General features: G+C 73.8%; 25 protein-coding genes and 1 pseudogene. 10 read left to right on the forward strand and 16 right to left on the reverse strand.

Annotation, left to right across the window (positions count from 1 at the left end; translation table 11 throughout):
- Window positions 1-229 (reverse strand): hypothetical protein (locus ABD946_RS04590; protein WP_345280318.1); only part of this gene is annotated, 229 nt, incomplete at its 3' end.
- Window positions 230-576: 347 nt separating this feature from the next.
- Here ABD946_RS04590 and ABD946_RS04595 point away from each other — a divergent pair.
- From ABD946_RS04595 to ABD946_RS04610, 4 genes are all read left to right on the forward strand, one after another.
- Window positions 577-1,269, forward strand: a complete 693-nt coding sequence (locus tag ABD946_RS04595) for a cytochrome P450 family protein (RefSeq protein ID WP_345280320.1) — start codon at window positions 577-579, stop codon at window positions 1,267-1,269.
- A gap of 61 nt (window positions 1,270-1,330) precedes the next feature.
- Window positions 1,331-1,768: a hypothetical protein gene (locus tag ABD946_RS04600; RefSeq protein WP_345280322.1), complete on the forward strand. Its 438-nt coding sequence runs from the start codon at window positions 1,331-1,333 to the stop codon at window positions 1,766-1,768.
- 47 nt (window positions 1,769-1,815) lie between these two features.
- Complete coding sequence (locus ABD946_RS04605; RefSeq protein ID WP_345280323.1) at window positions 1,816-2,316, forward strand: cytochrome P450; 501 nt, start codon at window positions 1,816-1,818, stop codon at window positions 2,314-2,316.
- Between the two features lie 156 nt (window positions 2,317-2,472).
- Entirely contained in the window at window positions 2,473-2,625 is a 153-nt protein-coding gene (locus ABD946_RS04610; RefSeq protein ID WP_345280325.1) for a hypothetical protein, read from the forward strand.
- Window positions 2,626-2,771: 146 nt separating this feature from the next.
- Here ABD946_RS04610 and ABD946_RS04615 read toward each other — a convergent pair whose 3' ends face one another.
- The 3 genes from ABD946_RS04615 to ABD946_RS04625 form a co-directional block, all read right to left on the reverse strand.
- The gene (locus tag ABD946_RS04615) at window positions 2,772-3,581 is read right to left on the reverse strand and encodes an isocitrate lyase/PEP mutase family protein (RefSeq protein WP_345280327.1); all 810 of its coding nucleotides are present in this window, start codon (window positions 3,579-3,581) and stop codon (window positions 2,772-2,774) included.
- Window positions 3,582-3,678: 97 nt separating this feature from the next.
- Window positions 3,679-4,020, reverse strand: a complete 342-nt coding sequence (locus tag ABD946_RS04620; RefSeq protein ID WP_345280329.1) for a DoxX family protein — start codon at window positions 4,018-4,020, stop codon at window positions 3,679-3,681.
- A gap of 124 nt (window positions 4,021-4,144) precedes the next feature.
- Complete coding sequence (locus tag ABD946_RS04625; protein WP_345280331.1) at window positions 4,145-4,624, reverse strand: carboxymuconolactone decarboxylase family protein; 480 nt, start codon at window positions 4,622-4,624, stop codon at window positions 4,145-4,147.
- 49 nt (window positions 4,625-4,673) lie between these two features.
- Here ABD946_RS04625 and pdxR point away from each other — a divergent pair, with 49 nt between their 5' ends.
- A complete protein-coding gene (gene pdxR, locus ABD946_RS04630) occupies window positions 4,674-6,110 on the forward strand; it encodes a MocR-like pyridoxine biosynthesis transcription factor PdxR (protein WP_345280332.1) in 1,437 nt (478 codons plus the stop codon).
- A 7-nt stretch (window positions 6,111-6,117) separates the two neighbouring features.
- Here pdxR and ABD946_RS04635 read toward each other — a convergent pair whose 3' ends face one another.
- The 6 genes from ABD946_RS04635 to ABD946_RS04660 all read right to left on the reverse strand — a co-directional run bounded on the left by ABD946_RS04635 (window position 6,118) and on the right by ABD946_RS04660 (window position 12,888).
- Entirely contained in the window at window positions 6,118-6,255 is a 138-nt protein-coding gene (locus ABD946_RS04635; RefSeq protein WP_345280334.1) for a DUF6126 family protein, read from the reverse strand.
- Between the two features lie 13 nt (window positions 6,256-6,268).
- Window positions 6,269-6,856 (reverse strand): helix-turn-helix domain-containing protein, encoded by a 588-nt coding sequence (locus tag ABD946_RS04640; RefSeq protein WP_345280336.1) that lies wholly within the window; start codon window positions 6,854-6,856, stop codon window positions 6,269-6,271.
- A 214-nt stretch (window positions 6,857-7,070) separates the two neighbouring features.
- Window positions 7,071-8,807: a pyruvate dehydrogenase gene (locus tag ABD946_RS04645; protein WP_345280338.1), complete on the reverse strand. Its 1,737-nt coding sequence runs from the start codon at window positions 8,805-8,807 to the stop codon at window positions 7,071-7,073.
- Window positions 8,808-8,850: 43 nt separating this feature from the next.
- Window positions 8,851-11,259: a glycoside hydrolase family 65 protein gene (locus tag ABD946_RS04650; protein WP_345280340.1), complete on the reverse strand. Its 2,409-nt coding sequence runs from the start codon at window positions 11,257-11,259 to the stop codon at window positions 8,851-8,853.
- Window positions 11,256-12,011, reverse strand: coding sequence for an HAD family hydrolase (locus ABD946_RS04655; RefSeq protein WP_345280342.1), 756 nt, complete (start codon window positions 12,009-12,011; stop codon window positions 11,256-11,258). Before ABD946_RS04655 ends, ABD946_RS04650 begins: the two co-directional genes overlap by 4 nt.
- Window positions 12,012-12,105: 94 nt before the next feature.
- The gene (locus tag ABD946_RS04660) at window positions 12,106-12,888 is read right to left on the reverse strand and encodes a VOC family protein (RefSeq protein WP_345280344.1); all 783 of its coding nucleotides are present in this window, start codon (window positions 12,886-12,888) and stop codon (window positions 12,106-12,108) included.
- A 195-nt stretch (window positions 12,889-13,083) separates the two neighbouring features.
- Between ABD946_RS04660 and ABD946_RS04665 the strand changes: the two genes are divergently transcribed.
- Window positions 13,084-13,782 carry a VC0807 family protein gene (locus ABD946_RS04665; RefSeq protein ID WP_345280346.1) on the forward strand — a complete coding sequence of 233 codons (699 nt, stop codon included), beginning with the start codon at window positions 13,084-13,086 and terminating at the stop codon, window positions 13,780-13,782.
- Between the two features lie 91 nt (window positions 13,783-13,873).
- On the opposite strand, the gene ABD946_RS04670 is transcribed toward ABD946_RS04665, so the two are convergent.
- Both ABD946_RS04670 and ABD946_RS04675 read right to left on the reverse strand, forming a co-directional pair.
- Window positions 13,874-14,635, reverse strand: coding sequence for an SDR family NAD(P)-dependent oxidoreductase (locus ABD946_RS04670; RefSeq protein ID WP_345280349.1), 762 nt, complete (start codon window positions 14,633-14,635; stop codon window positions 13,874-13,876).
- Window positions 14,636-14,832: 197 nt separating this feature from the next.
- On the reverse strand, window positions 14,833-16,206 hold the full coding sequence (locus tag ABD946_RS04675; protein WP_345280351.1) for an MFS transporter: 1,374 nt from the start codon (window positions 16,204-16,206) through the stop codon (window positions 14,833-14,835).
- Window positions 16,207-16,440: 234 nt separating this feature from the next.
- Here ABD946_RS04675 and ABD946_RS04680 point away from each other — a divergent pair, with 234 nt between their 5' ends.
- Complete coding sequence (locus ABD946_RS04680; protein ID WP_345280353.1) at window positions 16,441-17,019, forward strand: TetR/AcrR family transcriptional regulator; 579 nt, start codon at window positions 16,441-16,443, stop codon at window positions 17,017-17,019.
- 7 nt (window positions 17,020-17,026) lie between these two features.
- Here the strand turns inward: ABD946_RS04680 and ABD946_RS04685 are convergent.
- The 4 genes and pseudogenes from ABD946_RS04685 to tsaD all read right to left on the reverse strand — a co-directional run.
- Window positions 17,027-17,140 (reverse strand): annotated as a pseudogene (locus tag ABD946_RS04685) (aromatic-ring hydroxylase C-terminal domain-containing protein); the annotation flags it as partial.
- A 24-nt stretch (window positions 17,141-17,164) separates the two neighbouring features.
- On the reverse strand, window positions 17,165-18,049 hold the full coding sequence (locus ABD946_RS04690; protein WP_345280355.1) for an arginase family protein: 885 nt from the start codon (window positions 18,047-18,049) through the stop codon (window positions 17,165-17,167).
- A gap of 114 nt (window positions 18,050-18,163) precedes the next feature.
- On the reverse strand, window positions 18,164-19,273 hold the full coding sequence (locus tag ABD946_RS04695) for a winged helix DNA-binding domain-containing protein (RefSeq protein WP_345280357.1): 1,110 nt from the start codon (window positions 19,271-19,273) through the stop codon (window positions 18,164-18,166).
- A gap of 38 nt (window positions 19,274-19,311) precedes the next feature.
- Window positions 19,312-20,373 carry a tRNA (adenosine(37)-N6)-threonylcarbamoyltransferase complex transferase subunit TsaD gene (gene tsaD, locus ABD946_RS04700; protein WP_345280359.1) on the reverse strand — a complete coding sequence of 354 codons (1,062 nt, stop codon included), beginning with the start codon at window positions 20,371-20,373 and terminating at the stop codon, window positions 19,312-19,314.
- 181 nt (window positions 20,374-20,554) lie between these two features.
- On the opposite strand from tsaD, the gene ABD946_RS04705 reads away from it, so the two are divergent.
- The 3 genes from ABD946_RS04705 (at window position 20,555) to ABD946_RS04715 (ending at window position 22,452) form a co-directional block, all read left to right on the forward strand.
- Entirely contained in the window at window positions 20,555-21,157 is a 603-nt protein-coding gene (locus ABD946_RS04705) for a superoxide dismutase (protein ID WP_345280361.1), read from the forward strand.
- Window positions 21,158-21,232: 75 nt separating this feature from the next.
- The gene (locus tag ABD946_RS04710; RefSeq protein ID WP_345280363.1) at window positions 21,233-21,757 is read left to right on the forward strand and encodes a PadR family transcriptional regulator; all 525 of its coding nucleotides are present in this window, start codon (window positions 21,233-21,235) and stop codon (window positions 21,755-21,757) included.
- 32 nt (window positions 21,758-21,789) lie between these two features.
- Window positions 21,790-22,452: an ABC transporter ATP-binding protein gene (locus tag ABD946_RS04715; protein WP_345280371.1), complete on the forward strand. Its 663-nt coding sequence runs from the start codon at window positions 21,790-21,792 to the stop codon at window positions 22,450-22,452.
- Window positions 22,453-22,496 lie beyond the last annotated feature (44 nt).

A 22,496-nucleotide genomic window follows, 5' to 3' on the forward strand; every position in this document is an offset into this window, starting at 1 on the left:
CTCGGCTATCCCACGGCTGCCTCTCGAACTGACCGCGCAACGAGCAGCTGTGTTTCTCTCCAGGACGTCGCGCCTGCTGGCGGGTGCCGGCCGAGGGGCGGCTGCGCGCCGAACTCCCCGGCTGCCTGCGATAGACCTCCTGGCGTCCGACGCTGCTCACCTGGACGGTGCCGAGCACGCCGCGGCTGCGCGCGGCGTGTGTCGACGACCACTGGCCCAGGTCGACCACCGAGCAGCTGTCGCGCAGGCGACCGAGGCGGCCGCCGACACCTGATCGACGGCTGTGGTGCCACGGACGAGCACCGCCGACTGATCGCCCAGTAACGCGCGCCGGCTGCCGCATTGTGATAGGTCTTCACCCATGCTGATCGGCCTGCCGCCGAGCCGGGCCGCACATCGTCGAGCTGATCAGGCCCACTTCGATGACAGTCAGCGACAGTCGCGTGCGGGCCACGCCGAGTTCCAGGCGATCTGCCTGGACGCTGTCCGCAGCCGGCGCCAGGCCCCGCTCGGGCCGCCAGACCTGACCTCCTGGCTGCTGCGCACGCCGGGCTCATCCATTCCGACGAGGAGGCGGTGCACCACCTGGTGGTGCTGATGGTGGCGGGCAACGAGACCACCATCAACTGGACCGGCAACACGCTGCGCCTGCTGCTCACCGATCGCCGGTTCCGGGCCACCCTGACCGGTGGCCGCCTCACCGTCTCGGACGCCCTGGAGGAGGTGCTCTGGCGCGACCCTCCGACCCAGAACTTCCCTGGCCGGTGGGCGACTTCGGACACCGTACTGGGCGGCCAGTACATCTCGGCGGGCGACATGCTGGTGCTCGGCCTGGCCGCCGCCAACGCCGACCCGGCGGTGCAGCAGCCCTCCGGCGAGGGGCTCGGCGGCAACCGGGCGCACCTGGCCTGGGGCGCCGGCCGGCACGTCTGCCCGGCCCAGCACCCGGCCCGGATGATCGTGGAGACCGCCGTGGAGACCCTGCTCCACCGGCTGCCCGACCTCCAACTGGCCGTCCCCGCCCACGAGCTGGCCTGGCGGCCGTCCCCCTGGTCGCGCGCCCTGGTCGCCCTGCCGGTGCTCTACAGCGCCTTCACTCCCCCGCGCACTCCCCCCGTCGAAAGGCCCGCATGGACTCCGCCCTCGTCCCCCAGCCCGTCCGCCTCGACCCCTTCGGAGCCGACCAGCACACCGAGAACGCCGGGCTCCGGGCGGCCGGGCCTGCGGTCCTGGTGGAACTCCCTGGCGGGGTGGTGGTCTGGGCGGTAACCCACCACGACACCCTCCAGGCGCTGCTGAACGACCCCCGGGTGGGCAAGAACCCGCAGCTGTGGACCACCTTCCGGAGGGCCGGCTGCCCGAGGGCTGGCCGCTGATGAACTTCGTCACCGTGCCCGGCATGGTGACCGCCGACGGTGCGGACCACCGGCGGCTGCGCGGACTGGTCACCCAGGCCTTCACCCCGCGCCGGACAGCCGAGCTGGCCCCGGCCATCGAGGCCCGGGCCACCGCCCTGCTGGACGGGGTCGCCCTGCTGGAGGGGCGACTTCGACCTGCGCGAGCACTTCGCCTACCCGCTGCCGATGCAGGTGATCGGCGAGCTGCTGGGCCTGCCGCCGAAGCAGCAGGACGAGCTGCACGAGCTCTCCAACACCCTGGTCAGCAGCTCCGCCACGCCGGGGGCCGCGGTGGCCGCGCAGCAGGGGCCTGTTCGCCCTGCTCGGCGGGCTGGCGGCGGCCAAGCGGGCGGAGCCGGGCGACGACCTGACCACCGACCTGATCGCCGCCCGGGAGGCCGACGACCGGCTGACCGAGATGGAGCTGGTCGGCACCCTGCTGCTGATGCTGGTGGCCGGACACGAGACCACGCTCAACCTGATCACCAACGCGGTCCGTGCCCTGCTGGCCCACCCGGACCAGCTGGCCGCGGTGCTGGACGGCACGTACAGCTGGGCCGCGGTGGTCGAGGAGACCCTGCGCTACGACTCCCCGGTCGGCCAGTTCCCGCTGCGCTACGCCGCGGAGGACATCCAGGTCGGCGAGGTGACCATCCGTCAGGGCGAGGCGCTGCTGGCCTCGTACGCGGCGGCGGGCCGGGACTCCGGGCACTTCCCGGACGCGGACCGCTTCGACCTGGGCCGGGCCCCGCCAAGCACCTCTCGCTCGGCCACGGCCCGCACTTCTGCCTGGGCGCGGGCCTCGCCCGGCTGGAGGCGGAGACCGCGCTGCGGCTGCTCTTCACCCGCTTCCCCGGGCTGCGGCTCGCGGACGGTCCGGCGCCGGAGCCGATCGCCTCGTTCGTCAGCAACAGCGTGAAGACCCTGTTGGTCCGTCAGGGCTGATCCGGGCCCGCACCGGTGACCGCCGGGGCGGCCCGGTCGTTGGACCGGCCATGCGTAAGATCACGGCGCTCGCCGCCCTCACCATGGCCGGTCTCTCCCTCGCCGCCCCTGCCGCCCACGCGGCAGCAACATGGGCGGGAAGCTCGACTCCGGCAAGTCGGCCTCGGCCTCCACCTCGGCGTCCGAGACCTGCGTCCAGCAGATCGGCGGCATCCCGCTGCTCGGCAAGAACGCCTCCGCCGCCGCCCCGCTCTGCAGCGCGGGCACGGCCGTGCCGAAGTAGGCAACCGGCAGCGCCCCGCCGGGGCCGGAGGCCCCGGCATGACCACTTACCAGGCCGCCTTCCGTACCCGCGCCCACGCGGCGGAGCCGCGGATCAGCGGAGCCTCGCGCCCCCGAAGGCGTAGCCACCACCCCGATCGGGCGGTCTCAGTCGAACAGGGCGTTCAACTCGCCGTACTCCAGGCCGCCTTCGAGGGCCTGGTAGGTCCCGTGGGCGTACAGCTCCTCGGCGGCACGGCGGGCGGCGGCGTAGGCGGCCTTGGCCAGGCCGGGGCCCAGGCTGATCCGGGCCACGCCGAGCTTCGCCAGCTCGGCCACCGCGGGGGCTCCGGGGCCCGCCATCACGTTCAGCGGCACCCCGGGGAGCGCGGCCAGCAGCTCGGCGATCACCGCCGGGTCGCCCGCGCCGGGCACGAAGATCCCGCTGGCCCCCGCCGCCAGGTAGGCCCGGGCCCGCTCCACCGTCTCGGTGACGTCCCGGTCGCCCTGGACGAAGACGTCGGTGCGGGCGTTGACGTACAGCCGCACGCCCGCCGCCTCGGCCGCCGCCCGGGCCGCCGCGATCCGCTCGGCCGCCTCGGCGACCGGGCGCAGGCCGTCCTCCAGGTTCACGCCGACGGCGCCGAGCGCGAGCAGTTCGGTGACGGCCCGGCCGACCCCGGCGGCGTCGGGCGCCAGCCCGTCCTCCAGGTCGGCCGTCACCGGTACCTCCACCGCCCGGACCACCAGGGCGGTCTGGGCCAGTGCCCCGGCCAGGTCGAGGCCGCCGCCGTCCGGCACGCCCCTGGTCCAGGAGACGCTGGCGCTCGCGGTGGCCACGGCGGGAGCGCCGGCCGCCTCCACCAGGCGGGCGGTCGCGGCGTCCCACACGTTGGCCAGTACCAGGGGATCGCCCGGGGTGTGCAGGGCGTGCAGGAGTTCGGCCTTGGCCCGCTGGTCGTTCTGAGTCGTCGTCATGTCCTTCACCATCTCAGCTCCGTGCGGGGCCGACCGGCGGTTTCCGGTACCCGACCCCGGCTCGTCGGACCCGACTCGCCGGACCCGGCCGGCCGGGTCAGGCGGCGAGCACCAGAGCGGCCACCACCGGGGCGGCGTAGACCATCGGGAACGGGACGTGCCCCCAGGCCCGGGCCCGCAGCACGGTGACCACCGCGCCGCCGTAGTAGGCCACCAGGCCGATCCCGGCGGCCAGGCCGAGCGGCTCCACCGCCAGGCCGACCAGCAGGCCGAGCGCGCCGGCCGCCTTGGCCGCGCCCAGCAGGTTCCACCAGCCCTTCGGCACGCCGTACTGCTCCAGCGGCTGGACCACCCAGACCTGGCGCGACAGCAGCGCGTAGGCCGAGAAGCCCGACATCAGGGCGGCGATCACGGTGACGACGGTGGTGGTGACGTTCATCGGTGGGCTCCTCGTTCGGGATGGGGAGCCGGGGCGGTTGCTCGCCGCTCCGGCCGCTCTCACCCCACCGACACGGCCCGCGGCCCGGATGTGACGGCCGCTCGGAAGATTCTTTCCGGAGACCTCAGCTCCGCTTCGGCGCGGGGCTCATCCGCGCGGTGACGCCGATCCGGTTCCAGGCGTTGATCGCGATGATCACGGTCACCAGCTGGGCCAGCGCGGCCGGCTCGAAGTGCTTCTCCGCCTCCTGGTACACCTCGTCCGGCACCGGCCCGTCGGCGATCCGGGTGACCGCCTCGGTCAGCGCCAGCGCGGCCCGCTCGGCCGCGGTGAAGTAGGGCGTCTCCTGCCAGACCGGCAGCGCGTACAGCCGGTGCTCCTGCTCGCCGCCGTGCCGGGCGTCGGTGGCGTGCATGTCCACGCAGTAGGCGCAGCCGTTGATCTGCGAGGCCCGGGTGCGGACCAGCTCGGCCAGCGCCGGGTCCACCAGGGTCCGCGACTCCCGGTCCATCCCGATCATCGCCCGGTACCAGTCCGGTGCCAGCTCCGGCATCGAGAAGCGCTGCTCGGGGGCGGTCACGTAGTCGTTCTCTCCGTTGCTCATGCCTCGACCGTAGGTGCGCGGCGGCCCGCTCCCGTGGTTCATTGACGCCATGGAATCGTGGGCCACTTTCGGCGGAGACCTGCACCTCGACCTGACGGCGGGCCGGGCCCGGGGCCTCGGCCTGCGGGCCGCCCTGGAGGAGGCGGTCCGGGAGGCCTCCCGGAGCGGCCGCCTGCCCGCCGGCACCCGGCTGCCCTCCTCCCGGGCCCTGGCCACCGACCTCGGCATCGCCCGCAACACCGTGGCCGAGGCCTACGCCCAGCTCACCGCCGAGGGCTGGCTGACCGCCCGTCAGGGCTCCGGCACCGTGGTCGCCGACCGGGGCGGCGCCCCGGCGGTGGCCCCGCCCAGCACCCCGCCGCGCGTCCCGGCGGCCCGCTACGACCTGATGCCCGGCCGCCCCGACCTCAGCCTCTTCCCCCGCTCCGCCTGGCTGGCGGCCGGCCGCCGCGCGCTGGCCACCGCCCCGCACGAGGCCTTCGGCTACACCGACCCGCGCGGCCGGATCGAACTGCGCCGAGCCCTGGCCGACTACCTGGCCCGCGCCCGGGGCGTGCGCACCGACCCCGAGCGCATCCTGGTCTGCGCCGGCTACCAGCAGGGCCTCGGCCTGCTCTGCCGCGCGCTCGGCGAGCGCGGCGCGCGGTCGGTGGCGGTGGAGGAGTACGGGCTGCCGCCGCAGCAGGAGGTGATCACCGCCACCGGTCTGCGGACCGTCTCCGTCCCGCTGGACGCCGGCGGCGCCCGCACCGACCTGCTCGGCGGGCTGACCGCCGGGGCCGGGACGGGCGCGGTGGTGCTCACCGCCGCCCACCAGTACCCGACCGGCGTGCCGCTGCGTCCCGCCCGGCGGGCGGCCGCGGTGGCCTGGGCCCGGGAGAGCGGCGGCTTCGTGATCGAGGACGACTACGACGGGGAGTTCCGCTACGACCGCCAACCGGTCGGGGCCCTCCAGGCACTGGACCCCGAGCGGGTGGTGTACGCGGGCACCGCCAGCAAGAGCCTGGCCCCCGGCCTGCGGCTGGGGTGGCTGGCGCTGCCGGCCGAACTGGTCGAACCGGTGGTCCGGCAGAAGGAGTTGGCGGACGGTCAGTCGGGGGTGACGGACCAGCTGACACTGGCCGAGCTGATCGTCTCCGGCGGCTTCGACCGGCACGTCCGGCGCTGCCGCCTGCACTACCGGCGGCGGCGCGACCGGCTGGTGGCCGCCCTGGCGGAGCGGGCCCCCGAGGTGGAGGTGACCGGGATCGCGGCCGGGCTGCACGCGGTGCTGCGGCTTCCGGCCGGTTCGTTGAGCGACGCCGAACTGCTGCGCCACGCCGGGTGGTCGGGGCTGTCGTTGAACACGTTGAGCGGGTGCCGGACGCCGTCGGCCGGGCCTGCGCCGGCCGGGACGAGGTCGGGGTTGGTGATCGGGTACGCGACCCCGCCGGAGCACACCTTCCCGGGGGCGCTGGACGCGCTGTGCACGCTGGCGCGGCTGTGAGGGGGCGTCAGTTGTTGCGCGAGCCGATCTCGAAGAGCAGCGCGAGGAAGCCCAGGAAGGCGTGCGTGGCGACCATGTAGATGAACACCCGCCAGAGCACGCGGCGGTCGAAGCGGCGGCCGGGGACGAGGCTGGACTTGGCCATGGTGGTGCCCCTTTCAGTGGGGAGCGGGCAGGCAGAGGCTGCTGCCCGGACTCTGCAACAGGGTGTGCAGGAAGAGGAGTTCGACGCCGGCCGGGGAGTCGGCGGCGATGCAGTGCGGGGTGAGCGAGTCGAAGTGCGCGGAGTCGCCCGGCTCCAGCAGGTGGTCCTGGTCGGCCAGGGTCAGCCGGAGCCGTCCCTTCACCACCCAGAGCCACTCCTCCCCCGGGTGGACCCTCACGACGGCGTCCTGGACGTCCGGCGGCACCTGGACGTGCAGCGCCTGCATCGCCCTTCCGGGCGCACCCGCCCGCCGGTACCCCCAGCCGCCCGTCCGCCCCGGCTCGATCACTCCGCCCCGGATCACCGGCTCCGGCTCGCCCTGCTGCTCGCCGAGCAGGCCCGACACGGTGGTCCCGTACTCCCGGGCCAGCCCGAGCAGCGCCGGGAGGGAGGGCTGCCGCTGCCCGGTCTCCAGCCTCGACAGGTACGCTGGCGAGAGCCCGACCCGGGCGGCGGCGGCCTCCAGGGTGAGGCGTGCGGCGGAGCGGTGCTCCCGCAGCCGGGCCCCGAGGCCGTCCACCTCGAACTGGTCCGCGTTCATGGACCCAGTCCACCGCTTCCCTGCCCTCCGGGCAAGCTTTTTGCCTGTGAGGCAAACCCGCCAGGGGCGCGAGGCTCTGCTGATCTGCGGCTCCGCCGCGGGGCGCGCAGGGGAACGGCACCACGTGCAACTGACTGACGTGCCCCGACCTCACGCTGGGCCGCCTTCCGTACTCGCGCAGTTCCTCGCGCCCCCAGCGGCGTAGCCACGTACCTCATGGCCTCGGGATGTTGCGGAGGTTGCTCCTCGCGAGGTCGATCATGCGGCCGACGCCTCCGGAGAGGACGGTCCTGCCGGCGGCCAGGGCGAAGCCCTTGAGTTGGGCGGCGGTGATGTGGGGCGGGATGGAGAGGGCGTTGGGGTCGGTGACGACGTCGACCAGGACGGGGCCGGGGCGGGAGAGGGCTTCGGCGAGGACCTCGCGGACCTTCGCCGGGTCGGTGACCCGCATCGCCTGGAGGCCGACCGCGCGGGCGAGCGCCGCGTAGTCCACGTCGCCGTTGTCGGTCTCGGTCTCGGGGTAGCCGCTGACCAGCATCTCCAGCTTGATCATGCCGAGCGCCCCGTTGTTGAACACCACCGTCTTCACCGGCAGCCGGTACTTCGCCAGCGTCAGCAGCTCGCCGAGCAGCATGCCGATCCCGCCGTCCCCCGACATCGAGACCACCTGCCGCCCCGGGGCGGCCAGTTGGGCCCCGATCGCGTGCGGCAGGGCGTTGGCCATCGAGCCGTGCAGGAAGGACCCGATCACCCGGCGCCGTCCGTTCGGGCTCAGGTACCGGGCCGCCCAGACGTTGTTCATGCCGGTGTCGACGGTGAACACGGCGTCCTCGTCGGCGAGTTCGTCCAGCACCGAGGCGACGTACTCCGGGTGGATCGGCACGTGCTTCTCGATCTTCTTCGTGTAGGCGCCGACCACCTCCTCCAGTGCCTTGCAGTGCCGGTCGAGCAGGTCGTCCAGGAAGGCCCGGTCGGTCTTCTGCTCCAGCAGCGGCAGCACCGCCCGCAGGGTGGCCGCCACGTCGCCGTGCACCGCCAGCTCCAGCGGTGTGCGGCGCCCGAGCCGGGTCGCGTCGTGGTCGACCTGGATGGTGTTACGCCCCGGCAGGAAGGAGTCGTAGGGGAAGTCGGTGCCGAGCAGCAGCACCAGGTCGGCCTCGTGCAGGGCCTGGTGGCAGGCGCCGTAGCCGAGCAGGCCGCTCATGCCGACGTCGTACGGGTTGTCGTACTGGATCCACTCCTTGCCGCGCAGCGAGTGCCCGACCGGGGCCAGCACCGTGCCGGCCAGCTCCATCACCTCGGCGTGCGCGTCCCGCACCCCCGCGCCGGCGAACACCGCGACCTTCTCGGCCGCGTTCAGCCTCCGTGCCAGCTCCTGCACCTGGGACCAGGGCGGGGCCGCCACCGCCCGTTCGGTCAGGTAGTGGCCGGTGCCGGTCGGGTGGGCGGCGGGGAGGGCGGCCACGTCGCCGGGGAAGACCAGCACCGCGACGCCGGGCGAGCCGAGGGCGTGCTGGATGCCGATCCGGAGCAGCCGGGGCAGCTGGGCCGGGGTGGAGACGGTCTCGCACCAGCTGCTGCAGTCGGTGAACACCCGCTCCGGGTGGGTCTCCTGGAAGAAGCCGGTGCCGATCTGCGAGGACGGGATGTGCGAGGCCAGCGCCAGCACCGGCAGCCCGCTGCGCTGGGCGTCGTAGAGGCCCTGGATGAGGTGGGTGTTGCCGGGCCCGCAGGAGCCCGCGCAGACCGCCAGACGCCCCGTCAGTTCGGCCTCCCCGGCGGCCGCGAAGGCCCCGGCCTCCTCGTTGCGGACGTGCACCCACTCGATGCCCTCCGTCCGCCGGATCGCGTCCACCACCGGGTTGAGGCTGTCGCCCACCACCCCGTAGACCCGCTCCACCCCGGCCTCCCGGAGCACCTCCACCATCTGCTCGGCCACGCTGCTGCCCACAGGGCCTCCCGCTCTCGTCGGACGGTACGTCAGGGTCGTGCGGCTACTCGGCCGCGAGGTGGGTGGAGGGCTCGACGCCGCTGCCGACGGCCGGGCCGGAGGTCTGCTGGCGGCGGGCGGGTTCGCGGCCGGGGGGCTGGGCGCAGCGCTCCACCGGGGCGGGGGCGGCCATCGGGCGGGAGGCGGGGCGGCCGGCTTCGACGCGCAGGGGTTCGCCCTCGTGCAGGACGGTCATCGGGTTGCCCCGGCGCAGGGTGTAGGTGGTGCGGGTGTGGGTGATCTCGACGTGCAGCAGGTTGCCCCGGACCACCAGGGCGAAGGCCAGCCGGCGCAGGCCGGCGGGCAGCCGGGGGCGGAAGGAGAGGTGCTCGGCGTGGTCGCGCAGGCCGCCGAAGCCGGCCACCAGGGCCAGGCAGGCGCCGGCCAGCGAGGCCATGTGCAGGCCGTCCTTGGTGTTGCCGCCGAGGTCGTGGAGGTCCATCAGGGCGGCCTCGGCGGTGTAGTCGTAGGCCAGGTCGAGCTGGCCCACCTCGGCCGCGATGACCGCCTGGGTGCAGGCGGAGAGCGAGGAGTCCCGGACGGTCAGGCGCTCGTAGTAGGCGAAGTTGCGGGCCTTCTGCTCGTCGGTGAAGGCGTCGCCGCGCACCTGCATGGCCAGCACCAGGTCGGCCTGCTTGACCACCTGCTTGCGGTACAGGTCGAAGTACGGGTAGTGCAGCAGCAGCGGGTACTTCTCCGGCGGGGTGGCGTCGAAGTCCCAGAACTGGTGGTCGGTGAAGCCGTCGGCCTGCGGGTGCACGCCGAGCTTCTCGTCGTAGGGGACGTACATGGCCCGGGCGGCGTCCCGCCAGGCGGCGGTCTCCTCGGTGCCGACGCCCAGGGCGGCGGCCTCCACCTGGTGACGGGCGGCGGCCTCGGCGGCGGCGCGCAGGTTGGTCTGCGCCATCAGGTTGGTGAAGACGTTGTTGTCGGCCACCGCGCTGTACTCGTCGGGCCCGGTGACGCCCTCGATCCGGAACCGGCCGGCCGCGTCGTGGTGCCCGAGCGAGCGCCACATCCGGGCCGTCTCCACCAACAGCTCCAGCCCGTGGGTGCGTTCGAACTCCACGTCCCCGGTGGCCCGCACGTAGCGGGCCACCGCGACGGCGATGTCGGCGCCGATGTGGAAGGCGGCGGTGCCGGCCGGCCAGTAGCCGGAGCACTCCTCGCCGCGGATCGTCCGCCAGGGGAACACCGCTCCGGCCAGGCCGAGTTGGGCCGCCCGGTCGCGGGCCAGCGGCAGGGTGGTGTGCCGCCAGCGCAGGGCCTGCTTGACCGCCTCGGGCAGGCAGTAGGTGAGCACCGGGAGCACGAAGGTCTCGGTGTCCCAGAAGCTGTGCCCGTCGTAGCCCGGGCCGGTCAACCCCTTGGCGGGGATGGCCCGTTCCTCGCTCCGGGCGCCGGCCTGGAGGACGTGGAAGAGGGCGAACCGGACGGCCTGCTGGAGCTCGACGTCGCCCTCGATCTGGACGTCGCTGGTCTCCCAGAACTCCCGCAGGTAGTCCCGCTGTTCGGCCACCAGCCCGTTCCAGCCGGTGTACCGCGCGGCGGTCAGCGCGGCCTCCACCTGGTCCCGGACGGCGGGCAGCGAACGGGTCGCCGACCAGCCGTAGGCGGTGAACTTGGTGAGCCGCAGCTCCTCGCCGGGCTTGAGCACGGTGGTGACGCTGATCCGGGCCTGGTCCTCGTCGCTCTCCCCGGTGACGTTGAAGCCCTCCGGGCCCTCGATCACGTGGTCCATGCCGACCGCCACCCGCTGGCCGCTGTGCCGGGTGCGGTGCACCAGCACCGCCTTGGTGCCGGCGGCCGAGGAGGCCTCGGCCAGCAGCGGGGCCTCCAGCACGGCGGCGGCCCTCGGGTCGGCCTCCTGGCCGCCGGGCAGCTGCTCGTTGGCCACCAGCTCGGACTGCAGCACGATCCGGACCGGACCGTCCACCGCCGTCACCCGGTAGTCCACCGAGGCGACGGCCCGCTGGGTGAGCGAGACCAGCCGGGTGGAGACCACCTTGACGGTCCGTCCGGCCGGGGAGGTCCACTCCGCCTCGCGCCGCAGCAGGCCGTCCCGGAAGTCCAACCGCCGCTGGTGGCTGCGGAGTTCGCCGTAGCGCAGATCGAAGGGCTCGTCGTCCACCAGCAGTCGGATGATCTTCCCGTTGGTGACGTTGATGACGCTCTGACCGGACTCGGGGTAGCCGTAGCCGCCCTCCGCGTACGGCAGCGGGCGCAGCTCGAAGACCCCGTTCAGGTACGTGCCCGGCAGGCCGTGCGGCTCGCCCTCGTCGAGGTTGGCCCGCAGGCCGATGTGGCCGTTGGAGAGCGCGAAGACCGACTCGGAGCGGGCCATCGCGGCCAGGTCGAGGCCGGTCTCCAGCACGCCCCAGGGGTCGACGGTGAAGCTGCCGTGCGCGGTCATCCGCGGTCCTCCTGCGTCGGGATCAGCTCGGCCAGGTCGTCCACCACCAGGTCGGCGCCGTGCTCGCGCAGCGCCTCGGCCTGCCCCGTGCGGTTCACCCCGACCACGGTGCCGAAACCTCCGGCCCGGCCGGCCGCGACCCCGGCCAGCGCGTCCTCGAAGACGGCGGCCCGGGCCGGCTCGGTGCCCAGCGCCTTCGCGGCGGCCAGGTAGGTGTCCGGGGCCGGCTTGCCGGGCAGGTGGTCCCGCTGCGCCACCAGGCCGTCCACCACCACGTCGAAGAGCCCGTCGATGCCGGCCGCGCGCAGCACGTCCCGGCAGTTGGCGCTGGAGGAGACCACGGCCCGGGGCAGGCCGAGCGCGGCCAGCCGGTGCAGGTACTCCACCGACCCCGGGTAGGGCTGCACGCCCTGCTCCTCGATCAGCCGCAGCACGGTCTCGTTCTTGGCGTTGCCGAGCCCGGCCACGCTGCGGGTGCCGGGCGGGTCGTCCGGGGCGCCCTCGGGAAGGGTGATGCCGCGGGCGGCCAGGAAGGTGCGGGTGCCGTCGAGTCTGGGGCGGCCGTCCACGTAGGTGTCGTAGTCGGCGACCGGGTCGAAGGGCACGAAGGCTCCGCCGGTGCGGTCGGCCTCCTCGCGCAGGAAGGCGTCGAACATGTCCTTCCAGGCGGCCGCGTGCACCTTGGCCGTCTGCGTCAACACGCCGTCGAGGTCGAACAGGAACGCGTGGATGTGGTCCGGAAGCCCCAGCATGGCCTTCAGTCTGGCCCGAACGGCACGGAGAACCGCCCATTCGCGGCGTTTCTGGCGCGTCGCGAACGGGCGGCTCCGGCCGCCTGGCGGTCCGTCACATCGGATTGGGCTTCAGCAGGGCGAACACCGCGCCGTCCCGGTCCTGGACCAGGGCGTTGCGCCCCCACGGGTAGTCGGTGGGCGGCTCCAGCACGGTGCCGCCGGCCTTGACCAGGGCGTCCACGGTGGAGTCGGTGTCGTCCACTCCGAAGTAGGTGCGCCAGTGCGGCGGGGTGCCGGGCGGGTCGCCCTCCAGGGTGGTGACGCCGCCGCTGCTCTTGCCGTTCACGTTGAAGGACAGGTACTCGGGCATCTGCTCCATCGGCGCGATCTGCACCCCGAAGACCGCGTTGTAGAACACGCCGGCCGCGTCCGGCGCGGGCGTGCGCAGCTCGTTCCAGACCACCGCCCCCGCCTCGCCCCAGACCCCCGCACCCGGGAACTCCAGCGGCTGCCAGACCCCGAACACCGCGCCGGTCGGGTCGGCGGCCACCAGCATCCGGCCGATGGTGCCGACGTCCATCACCGGGAACAGCACCGTCCCGCCGTTGTCGCCGATCGCGGTCAGCGTGGCGTCCGCGTCGTCGGTCGCCAGGTACGTGGTCCAGTTCGGCGGCACCGCCGGCTGACCCGGTTCCGTCGGCACCGGCCCCATCACCCCGGCCACCGGACGGCCGTTCAGGTCACAGACCGCGTACCCGCCGAACTCCGGCGGCCCGACCTGCCCCTGCCACCCGAGCAGGTCCCGGTAGAAGTCCAGCGCCGCCTGCTGGTCCTTCGAGGTCAGGTCCACCCAACAGGGCGTCCCGACCGCATACGGTCCCGTCACCTCGACCATCCGCACGTCTCCTTCTCCATCGCCGACCCCCGCGCCCCACCCTCACCGCCCGGTGGTGGTCCCGCCACCGGAGCGCGGCCGGGGCGTGACAACCGTCATGCGGTTTCGGCAACGGGTGGCACTGCATCAGGGAGCCTGGTCGGCGGGAGTCTTGAGGGGTCGGAGAACGGCGGGGACGGACAACGGGGAGCGGTCATGGCGGTCATCGAGGGCACGGCGGTCCAGCGGGCGGAGCAGGGGCGGGGCGGGGACGCGTGGGCGGGGTTGAAGCCGCTGGCGGTGGACGTGGCGGTGCCGTTGGGGGCGTACTACCTGGCGCACTCGGTGCTGGGGATGGGGTTGGTGGCCTCGCTGACGGTGGCGAGTGCGGTGCCGGTGGTGCGGACGGTGGCGGGGCTGCTGCGGGAGCGGCGGGTGAACGCGCTCGCGGCGGTGATGCTGGTGGTCAACGTGGCCGGGATCGGACTGTCGCTGGTGGCGGGGGACGCCCGGTTGATGCTGGTCAAGGACGCGCTGTTGAGCAGCGTGATCGGCGGCTCGATGATCGTCACCGCGCTGCTCGGGCGGCCACTGATGACGGCGGGGATGAAGCCCTTCGTGGTGAAGGGGCGGGCCGGGCGGGAGGCGGCCTGGGGGCGGCTGATGGCCGGCTCGGCGGAGTTCCGCCGGAACGAGCGGAACTTCTCGCTGGCCTGGGGGTCGGTGCTGGTCGCGGAGTGCGTGGTCAAGGCGGTCTGCGCGTACGTGCTGCCGGTGGAGACCATGGTGTGGCTGGGCACCGTGATGCTGGTGGCGGCGATCGTGGTGGGCTGCGTGGTCGGAAACCGCTTCGCGGAGCGGATGGCCGGACAGGTGATCGCCGAGGTGGAGCGCTCCGCGGCCGAGCGGGGCTGAGAACGGGACAGGGCGCAGGGGTGGCGGCAAGGCGGGTCCGGGCCGCCCACGGGGGTGGTGGTCCGGGCCCGCTCAGCGGTGTGACGCGGCGTCAGGCGGTGGCGCCGCCGTCGATCACGTGGTCGTGGCCGACCACGAAGCTGGACTCCTCGGAGGCCAGCCAGAGCACCGCCTTGGCGATCTCCGCCGGGTCGGCAACCCGGCCCAGCGGGACGGTCGGGCCGAGGCGGGCGTCGCGCTGCTCACGGGTCTCGCCCGGCAGGTAGGACATCGGGGTGTCGATCGGGCCGGGGCTGATCGAGTTGATCCGGACGCCATGCGGGATCGCCTCCAGCGCGGCGGTCTTGGTCAGGTAGGAGACGCCGGCCTTGGAGGTCGAGTACGCCGCCATGTTGGCCAGCCGCCAGTGGGCGCCGAGGTTGGAGGCGGTGTTGACGATGGTGCCGCCGCCGTGGGCGCTCATGTGGGCGATCTGGTGCTTGAGGGCGAAGAACACGCCGGTCAGGTTGACCGCGATGGAGTCGTGCCAGGCCTGCTCGTCGTGCTCGGCGACGGGGGTGCCGCCGCGGAGGATGCCGGCGTTGTTGAAGGCCACGTGCAGGCCGCCGTGGGTCTCGACGGCGTGCCGCACCGCGTTGGCCAGCGAGGCGGAGTCGGCGACGTCGACCAGCACGCCGCCGGCCTTCCCGCCCTCCTCCTCGATCAGCTTCACGGTCTCGTCGACGCCGTCCTCGTTGCGGTCGGCCACCACCACGGTGGCGCCCTCCCTGGCGAAGGCGAGGGCGGTGGTGCGGCCGACGACTCCGGCGGCACCGGTGACCAGGACGACCTTGTCGGTGAAGCGGGCGGACATGAGAACTCCTAGGTTTCGCAGATGGGTTGGCCCCGAGGGGCGTGAGGGACGTAGGTGGTGAGGCCGGGGGCGCGAGGAACTGCGCGCTGGGGAACGGCAGCGCGTGCAACTGGCTGACGTGCCCCGATCTGGCTCTGGGCCGCCTTCCGCTTCGCGCAGTTCCTCGCGCCCCTGGTGGCGTAGCCAGGTGCGCCGCTCTAGCGAGTTGCTCTGGTGCGCAGCAACAGCGTCAGGGCGGCCGCCACCGTGAGGGTGGCTGCGGCGAGGAGGAAGGCGAAGGCGTAGCCGGAGGAGACGGCGGCCGGGGTGGGAGTGGTGCCGGCGTGGGCGGTGGCGAGGGGGATCAGGACGGCGAGGCCGATCGGGGGGCCGATCTCCATCGCGGTGTTCATCACCCCTCCGGCCAGGCCGGCTTGGTGGGCCGGGGCGTCGCTGACCGCCCAGACCGTGGCACCCGAGAAGGTGAAGCCGGCCCCGACCGGGAAGAGGACCACCCCGATCAGCAGCGGGCCGACGTACGCGCTGTCGGCGGAGATCCCGCTGAGCACCGCGAGCCCCAGGGCGGAGAGCCCGAGCCCGGCGGAGGTGACGGCGGCGGGGGCGTACCGGGCCAGGGCCCGGCCGGCCAGCGCACCGGCCGACACCACCGCGAGGGCCGGCGGGACGAAGGCCGCCGAGGTGGCCAGGGTCGAGTAGCCGCGCACCTGCTGGAAGTAGAGCGCGAGCACGAAGAAGTAGGTGGCCATGCAGGCGGCGGTCAGCGCGATCGCCGTCAGGGCGGCCACCCGGCGGGGCGAGGCCAGGAAGGAGGGCGGCACCAGCGGGCTGGAGCCGCGGAGCTGGGTGAGCCCGAAGGCCGCAAGCAGGACGGTCCCCACCGCGATCCACAGGCTGTGGACTTCGGTCAGGCCGAAGATCAGGGCGGCCAGGCCGGCGGTGGCCAGCACCGCGCCGGGCAGGTCGAGCTTCTCCCGCCGGAGCCCGGGCCCGGACGGCAGCACCCTGGGGGCGGCGAGCACCACCACGGCGGCCACCGCCGCGGGGGCCACGAAGGTCCACCGCCAGGAGACCCAGTGCAGCACCACGCCGGAGACGATGTTCCCCGTACCGGCCCCGATCGAGGCCAGCACGCCCCAGACCGCGAGGGCCCGTCCGCGCCGCTCGGCGGCCGGGAAGACCGAGCCGAGCAGGGCCATCGCGGCCGGGGCCGCGGCGGCCGCACCGACGCCCTGGCCGAAGCGGGCCGCCACCAGCAGCGCCAGGTTCGGCGCGGCGGCGGCGAGGGCCGAGGCGAGTCCGAAGACCAGCACTCCGGCGGTGAAGACCCGGCGGTGGCCGAGCAGGTCGGCCAGCCGTCCGCCGAGCAGCAGCAGCCCGCCGAAGGAGAGGCTGTACGCCGAGATGGCGAGCACCAAGTCCGTTTCGGTGAGCCCGAGTTCGGCCTGGATCGCGGGTAGCGCGACCGTGATCACGGTGATCGTGGCGATCAGCACCACCTGCACCGTCCCCAGCAGTGCGAACGCGGCCCGCTGCCGTAAGGCCGGCGGCCCGAGGGCCGGATCCGCAGCCATGACACCCCTCCAGCTTTTCCAGACCAATCGTTCCAGATAGAGACCAGTTTGCCAGATCTCTGCTGTTCCTGAACCGTAGCAGTTCAAGAACGCTTGGTCCAGATAGAGCAATGATCGCCCCTCCGAGAGGCTCAAGGGATCACGTGAACCAGTTCATCGACCCCTCGGACCCGGCGCCCTGGCCCCCGGTCCACTACTGGACCGAACGGTCTCGAATGACTTACGGTCGGAGCCATGGCGAGGACCAAGGAGTTCGATCCGGACAGCGTGCTGGTGCAGGCGATGGACCTGTTCTGGGAGCGCGGCTACGAGGCCACCTCGATGGCCGACCTGGTCGAGCACCTGGGCATCGCCCGGGCCAGCATCTACGGGACCTTCGGCAGCAAGCACGACCTCTACCTCAGCGCCCTCAAGCGCTACCTGGAGAGCCGGGAGACCGGGTTCGTCGCGGCCCTGTCGCAGCCGGGCCCGGCCCTCCCGGCCGTCCGGGCGCTGGTGGAGAGCTGGGTGCACGAGGCCCTGCACGACTCCGAGCCGCGCGGCTGCCTGGTGGTCAACGCGGCCATCGAGCTCTCCTCCCGCGACCCGGTGGTGGCCGCCCAGGTCGAACGGAGCTGGACGGTCCTGGAGACCGCCCTCACCTCCGCGCTGGTCCGGGCCCACGCCCAGGGGGAGCTGGACGGGTCCAAGGACCCCTACGCACTGGCCCGCTTCCTGCTGGTGCTGCTCCAGGGGATCCGGGTGATCGCCCGGGCCGCCCCGGACCGGGTCCGGATCCGGGCCGCCGCCGACCAGGCGCTCTCGCTGCTCTGAACCGCCGTCAGCTGCCGGACGGCACGCCGAACCAGCGGGTCAGCGCGGTGGTGAGCGGGGCCGGTGAGGCCGAGCTCCAGGCGGCGTAGCCGTCGGGGCGGACCAGCGGAGCGGTCAGTTCGGTGACGGACCGCGGCGCACCGCCTCAGGTCAGCCAGTCGTGACAGGCCCGGACGACCAGCTGCACCAGCCGCATCGCGTCCAGCCGCCCGGCCGCGCCCTCCGCCCCCTCGGGGGCGAACTCGGTCACCGTGAGTTGCCGCACCGGTACGCCCGCCGAGCCCACCGCCCGCAGGGTGCCGCCGAGTTGATCGGTGGTCAGCCCGTCGGGCAGCGGCGCGGCGACGCTGCGGACCACCCCGGGGTCGAGCACGGACACGTCCAGCAGGACCGCGCAGGCGGCCGCGCCGGAGCCCGCGACCAGCGACTTGAGCTCGGCCACGTCCCGGGCCAGGTCCCGGCGGTCACCGGGCCCCTCGGGGCGCCCCTGCACCAGGCCGCGCTGCCCGTACTGGACGATCCGCAGCTCCTCCAGCCGCTCCAGGTGGCGGACGAAGTCGCTCCTGGTCGGCCCGGAGGGGCAGCGCGGCTCCTGGTCGTCCTGCTCCGCGTCCAGGTGCGCCAGCACGCCGGCGAAGCCCTCGTGCACCCAGTAGCCGAGCGAGTCGTCGCCGCCCAGCACCACCAGCAGCCGGCAGGTGGCCCGCAGCCGCTCCAGCACCTCCGGCACCAGGTCGAGGTCCTGTCCGGCGTTGAGCGGGTCCATCCGCAGGTCGCCGGCGTCGGCGAAGGTCAGCCCGGCGCAGAGCAGCTCCTGCTCCGCCCGGTCCCACCAGCCCGGGACGGGCCCGCGGAGCGGCCCCGGGCTGACGGCCCGGGAGACGCTGCGCAGCATCCCGGGGCCGAGGTCGGCCCGACCGGCCGCGCTGCTCCCGCTGTACGGGAGCCCGACCACCACCACGTCCCAGTGGCCGTTCGCCCGCCACGGCTCGGCACCGAGGAAGCCCTCCGTCGCACTCACCCTGCGCACCGACCATCACCTCTTCCGGTCAACGTGCCCGTGGCGCCGCGTCGTCGAGGGTTCGGCGCACGACCGAGTATGTGGACGGGCGGTGAAGGTCGCCATGGTCCGGCCGGGACAGTGTCAGGTGGTCGTGGGAGCGGTGATCCGGACCTCGTGCCGCGCCGCCTCCGGGGCCAGGAAGCGGGCCAACGCGGTGCCCTCCTCCACCAGGTCGTGCCGCTGCGCGGCCGTCAGGCGGTGGAACGGACGCACCGTCACCACCGCCTCCCGCTTGCCGGTCTCGATCCGCCAGGTGGCCGCCACCCAGCCGTCCACCAGCACGGACCGGGGCATCTCGTTCACCCCGGCGAAGCCCTGGTCGGCGAAGTCCACCGTCAGCACCCTGCTCCGGTCGGCGTGCGAGAGCAGCAGGTTGTCGAAGTCGTAGAGGTAGCGGACCGGCGCCGGGACGTCCCCGTCCGGGCGGGGTGCCTGCGGGAGGTCGAACAGTTCGCGGCCCTCCCCGTCCCGGAAGGTCACCAGCTCCGGGCGGAGCCGGTCCAGCACCTCGGCCAGCCTGGTCAGGCCCGACCACTGCTGCACGTCCTTGACGGTGGCCGGCCCGAAGGCCGCCAGGTAGCGCCGCACCAGCTCGTCCACCGGAGCGGCCCGCAGGCCCTGCCCGGTCCACTGCTCCAGCGGCAGGTGGGCCACCGGCCCGCTGCGGCCCCAGAGACCGCGCGGCGGCACCTGCGCCAGCGGCACCGCCGCCCGCACCGCCTGTGCCATCGCCGCGCCGTCGTGCCCGGGCCAGCGTTCGGCCAGCAGCTTCCCCAACTCGGCGAAGGTGAGCGGCCCTTCGGCGAACGCCGCCCGCCCGGCCGCCGTCACCTCGGCCAGGTCCAGCCCGGCCAGCTTGCGGCGGAAGGCGGACAGCGTGCCGCGCTCGATCACCGGGTCGACCAGCGGCCGCAGCCAGCGCGCGTCCTCGGTGGTGAGCAGGTGGATCGTCCCGCGCATCACCGCGATCCGCACCGCCGCACCGTCCGCCAGCAGTGCCGAGGCCTCCGCCGCGGGGTCGCGGTCCATCCGGCTCCACAGCCCGACGTACCAGGTCTGCGGGGTCTGGGCCTGGAGCCCGGCCAGCCGCTCCAGCACCTGCGGCACCGTCAGTCCGGCCCGCTCCAGCAGCAGTTGGCGCGCCAGCGTGGCCCGGTTGAGCGCCCTGGCGTCCAGCACCGTGGTGGTCATGCCCCTCCTCCGTCGTACGTCCGGGGCCGACGGTACCGTCAGGCGGCTGCCCGCCGCCGGTGGGCGAGCGGGACCAGCGCGGCGTGCTCCAGCGGGGCGGAGGGGTCGACCGAGACGTCGGCCGGGGCGGGTTCGGCGCCGGCGCGGACCAGCAGGTCGCCGATGGCGGCGATCATCGCGCCGTTGTCGGTGCACAGGCCCAGCGGCGGGACGCGCAGGGTGATGCCGGCCGAGGCGCAGCGGCGCTCGGCCAGTTCGCGCACCCGGGAGTTGGCGGCCACCCCGCCGACCACCACCAGGGTGGTGATCCCGTGGTCGGTGCAGGCCCGGACGGCCTTGCGGGTGAGCACGTCGGCCACCGCCTCCTGGAGGGCGGCGGCGGCGTCCGGCACGTGCGGGCGCTCCTGGGCCTCCACCCAGCGGGCGGCGGCGGTCTTCAGGCCGGAGAACGAGAAGGCGTAGGGAGCGTCCTGAGCACCCGTCAGCGGACGCGGGAAACGCACCGCCTTCCGGTCGCCCTCGCGGGCCGCCCGGTCGATGGCGGGGCCGCCGGGGTAGGGCAGGCCGAGGATCCGGGCCACCTTGTCGAAGCACTCGCCGGCCGCGTCGTCCAGGGTGTCCCCGAGGTGGACGATCGGGTCCCGGGCCAGGTCGCGCACCAGCAGCAGCGAGGTGTGGCCGCCGGAGACGATCAGCACGACGCACGGGTCCGGCAGCGGTCCGCCGTCCAGGGTGGCGGCGGCCACGTGGCCGGCCAGGTGGTGCACCCCGTAGAGCGGGACGCCGAGGGAGAAGGCGTAGGACTTGGCGGCGGCCACCCCGACCTGGAGCGCCCCCGACAGGCCGGGCCCGGTGGTGACGGCCACCGCGCCGACGTCGGCCAGGGTCAGCCCGGCCCGGTCCAGCGCCTCGCGGACCACGGGGGCGACGGCGTGCACGTGCGCCCGTGCGGCGATCTCCGGCACGACACCGCCGAAGCGCGCGTGCTCGTCCATGCTGGACGCCACGGCCTGGCCGAGCAGCACCCCGTCCCGGACCAGTCCGGCGCCGGTCTCGTCGCAGGACGACTCGATGCCCAGCACCACGGGTGAATCCGACATGGTTCCGCCTTGTTCCCTCGTTCATGTACTTGCATTGATTGTGCAACAAGGGCGCTAGGTCCACGGACCTAGGCTGGATCGGACCTTGGTCGGAACCGGCCCGCCGTTCCTTGCCCCTTGCGGCACAAGGATGTTGGGGTCGTAGACGACAGATCAGCGCTCCGAAAAGGTGGTGGGCCCGATGGGCACCTACACGCTCCCCGATCTTCCGTACGACTACTCGGCTCTGGAGAAGGCGATGTCCGCCGAGATCCTCGAGCTGCACCACTCCAAGCACCACGCCGCCTACGTCGCCGGCGCCAACACCACCCTCGAGCAGCTCGCCGAAGCCCGCGAGAAGGAGAACTACGGCGGCCTCGTCGGCCTCCAGAAGACCCTTGGCTTCCACCTCTCCGGCCACGTCCTGCACTCCCTCTTCTGGGAGAACCTCTCCCCCGAAGGCGGCGGCGAACCCGAAGGCGACCTCGCCGACGCCATCGGCGAACACTTCGGCTCCTTCACCGCCTTCAAGAAGCAGCTCACCGCCGCCACCACCGGCGTCCAGGGCTCCGGCTGGGGCATCCTCTCCTGGGAACCCCTCGGACAGCGCCTCATCGTCGAACAGGTCTACGACCACCACGGCAACGTCGGCCAGGGCACCACCCCCCTCCTCGCCTTCGACGCCTGGGAACACGCCTACTACCTCCAGTACCGCAACGTCCGCCCCGACTACGTCACCCGCCTCTGGGACGTCGTCAACTGGACCGACGTCACCAACCGCTTCACCACCGCCAAGAACACCTGACCCGCCACGGGCCCCGCCTCCCCACCACGGGACGCGGGGCCCGCGCGCCTATACACCGTGTGTACAGTGCGAACCATGTCACTCGGTCAGATCCTCCTCGGGCTCCTGGAGTCGCAGCCCCGCCACGGGTACGACCTCAAGCGGGCCTACGACGAGCAGTTCGGGCGGACCAGGTCGCTGCACTACGGGCAGGTGTACTCGACGCTGTCGCGGCTGCTGAAGGGCGGTCTGGTCGAGGTCGAGGGCGTGGAGCCGGGGGACGGGCCGGAGCGCAAGCGGTACGCGATCACCGAGGCCGGGGTCACCGACGTCGCGCAGTGGCTGGGGCGGGCGGAGAACCCGGAGCCGTACCTGCAGAACACGCTGTACGCCAAGGTGGTGCTGGCGCTGCTGACGGGCCGTCCGGCGGTGGAGGTGCTGGACACCCAGCGGACCGAGCACCTACGGCAGATGCGGGCGCTCACCCGGCGCAAGGAGAGCGGGGACCTGGCGGACCAGCTGATCTGCGACCACGCGCTGTTCCACCTGGACGCGGACCTGCGCTGGCTGGAGCTGACCGCGGCCCGGTTGGACGAGCTGAGCGGGCAGGTGCTGCGGTGACCGCCCCGGCCGAGGCCTCGCCGGAGGCCGCGGTGACGCCCGCCCTGCTGAGCGCCACCGCGCTGGCCAAGCACTACGGGCCGACCACCGCGCTGCACGAGGCCTCGGTGCGGCTGGCCCCCGGCGAGCTGGTCGCGGTGATGGGGCCGTCCGGCTCCGGCAAGTCCACCCTGCTGCACTGCCTGGCCGGGATCGTCCGGCCGGACGCGGGCGCGGTGGAGTACGACGGCCGGCGCCTGGACCTGCTCTCCGACGGCGAGCGCAGCGCACTGCGCCGCACCGACTTCGGCTTCCTCTTCCAATTCGGCCAGCTGGTGCCCGAGTTGACCTGCCTGGAGAACGTGGCGCTGCCGCTGCGGCTGTCCGGCCTGCGGCGCCGCCCCGCCGAGGCGAAGGCCCGGGAGTGGCTGGAGCGGGTCGGCGCCGAGGGCACCGCTGCGCAGCGCCCCGGCGAGCTCTCCGGCGGGCAGGCCCACCGGGTGGCCACCGCACGGGCCCTGGTGACCGGCCCGCGGGTGCTCTTCGCCGACGAGCCGACCGGCGCCCTGGACTCGCTCAGCGGCGAGCGCGTCCTCCAGCTGATCCGCTCCACCGCCAAGGAGACCGGCGCCGCCGTCCTCCTGGTCACCCACGACTCCCGGGTGGCCGCCTACGCCGACCGCGAGATCGTGGTCCGCGACGGCCGCACCCGCTGAGCCTCCGCCCGGCGGGGCGTCAACGAGGCGTCAACGGGAGTGGA

Source organism: Kitasatospora albolonga, assembly GCF_039535905.1.
GTDB classification, from domain to species: Bacteria; Actinomycetota; Actinomycetes; order Streptomycetales; family Streptomycetaceae; genus Kitasatospora; species Kitasatospora albolonga.

Bases quoted from the DNA above. Each gene is read 5' to 3' on its own strand.
- ABD946_RS04650 (WP_345280340.1), bottom strand. From the start codon at position 11,259: ATGACCGCGCACGGCAGCTTCACCGTCGACCCCTGGGGCGTGCTGGAG.
- ABD946_RS04615 (WP_345280327.1), bottom strand. From the start codon at position 3,581: ATGACGACGACTCAGAACGACCAGCGGGCCAAGGCCGAACTCCTGCAC.
- ABD946_RS04705 (WP_345280361.1), top strand. From the start codon at position 20,555: ATGGGCACCTACACGCTCCCCGATCTTCCGTACGACTACTCGGCTCTG.
- ABD946_RS04625 (WP_345280331.1), bottom strand. From the start codon at position 4,624: ATGAGCAACGGAGAGAACGACTACGTGACCGCCCCCGAGCAGCGCTTC.
- ABD946_RS04670 (WP_345280349.1), bottom strand. From the start codon at position 14,635: ATGTCCGCCCGCTTCACCGACAAGGTCGTCCTGGTCACCGGTGCCGCC.
- tsaD (WP_345280359.1), bottom strand. From the start codon at position 20,373: ATGTCGGATTCACCCGTGGTGCTGGGCATCGAGTCGTCCTGCGACGAG.
- ABD946_RS04640 (WP_345280336.1), bottom strand. From the start codon at position 6,856: ATGAACGCGGACCAGTTCGAGGTGGACGGCCTCGGGGCCCGGCTGCGG.
- ABD946_RS04710 (WP_345280363.1), top strand. From the start codon at position 21,233: ATGTCACTCGGTCAGATCCTCCTCGGGCTCCTGGAGTCGCAGCCCCGC.
- ABD946_RS04610 (WP_345280325.1), top strand. From the start codon at position 2,473: ATGGGCGGGAAGCTCGACTCCGGCAAGTCGGCCTCGGCCTCCACCTCG.
- ABD946_RS04635 (WP_345280334.1), bottom strand. From the start codon at position 6,255: ATGGCCAAGTCCAGCCTCGTCCCCGGCCGCCGCTTCGACCGCCGCGTG.
- ABD946_RS04660 (WP_345280344.1), bottom strand. From the start codon at position 12,888: ATGGTCGAGGTGACGGGACCGTATGCGGTCGGGACGCCCTGTTGGGTG.
- ABD946_RS04620 (WP_345280329.1), bottom strand. From the start codon at position 4,020: ATGAACGTCACCACCACCGTCGTCACCGTGATCGCCGCCCTGATGTCG.
- ABD946_RS04675 (WP_345280351.1), bottom strand. From the start codon at position 16,206: ATGGCTGCGGATCCGGCCCTCGGGCCGCCGGCCTTACGGCAGCGGGCC.
- pdxR (WP_345280332.1), top strand. From the start codon at position 4,674: ATGGAATCGTGGGCCACTTTCGGCGGAGACCTGCACCTCGACCTGACG.
- ABD946_RS04680 (WP_345280353.1), top strand. From the start codon at position 16,441: ATGGCGAGGACCAAGGAGTTCGATCCGGACAGCGTGCTGGTGCAGGCG.
- ABD946_RS04605 (WP_345280323.1), top strand. From the start codon at position 1,816: ATGGAGCTGGTCGGCACCCTGCTGCTGATGCTGGTGGCCGGACACGAG.
- ABD946_RS04695 (WP_345280357.1), bottom strand. From the start codon at position 19,273: ATGACCACCACGGTGCTGGACGCCAGGGCGCTCAACCGGGCCACGCTG.
- ABD946_RS04665 (WP_345280346.1), top strand. From the start codon at position 13,084: ATGGCGGTCATCGAGGGCACGGCGGTCCAGCGGGCGGAGCAGGGGCGG.
- ABD946_RS04655 (WP_345280342.1), bottom strand. From the start codon at position 12,011: ATGCTGGGGCTTCCGGACCACATCCACGCGTTCCTGTTCGACCTCGAC.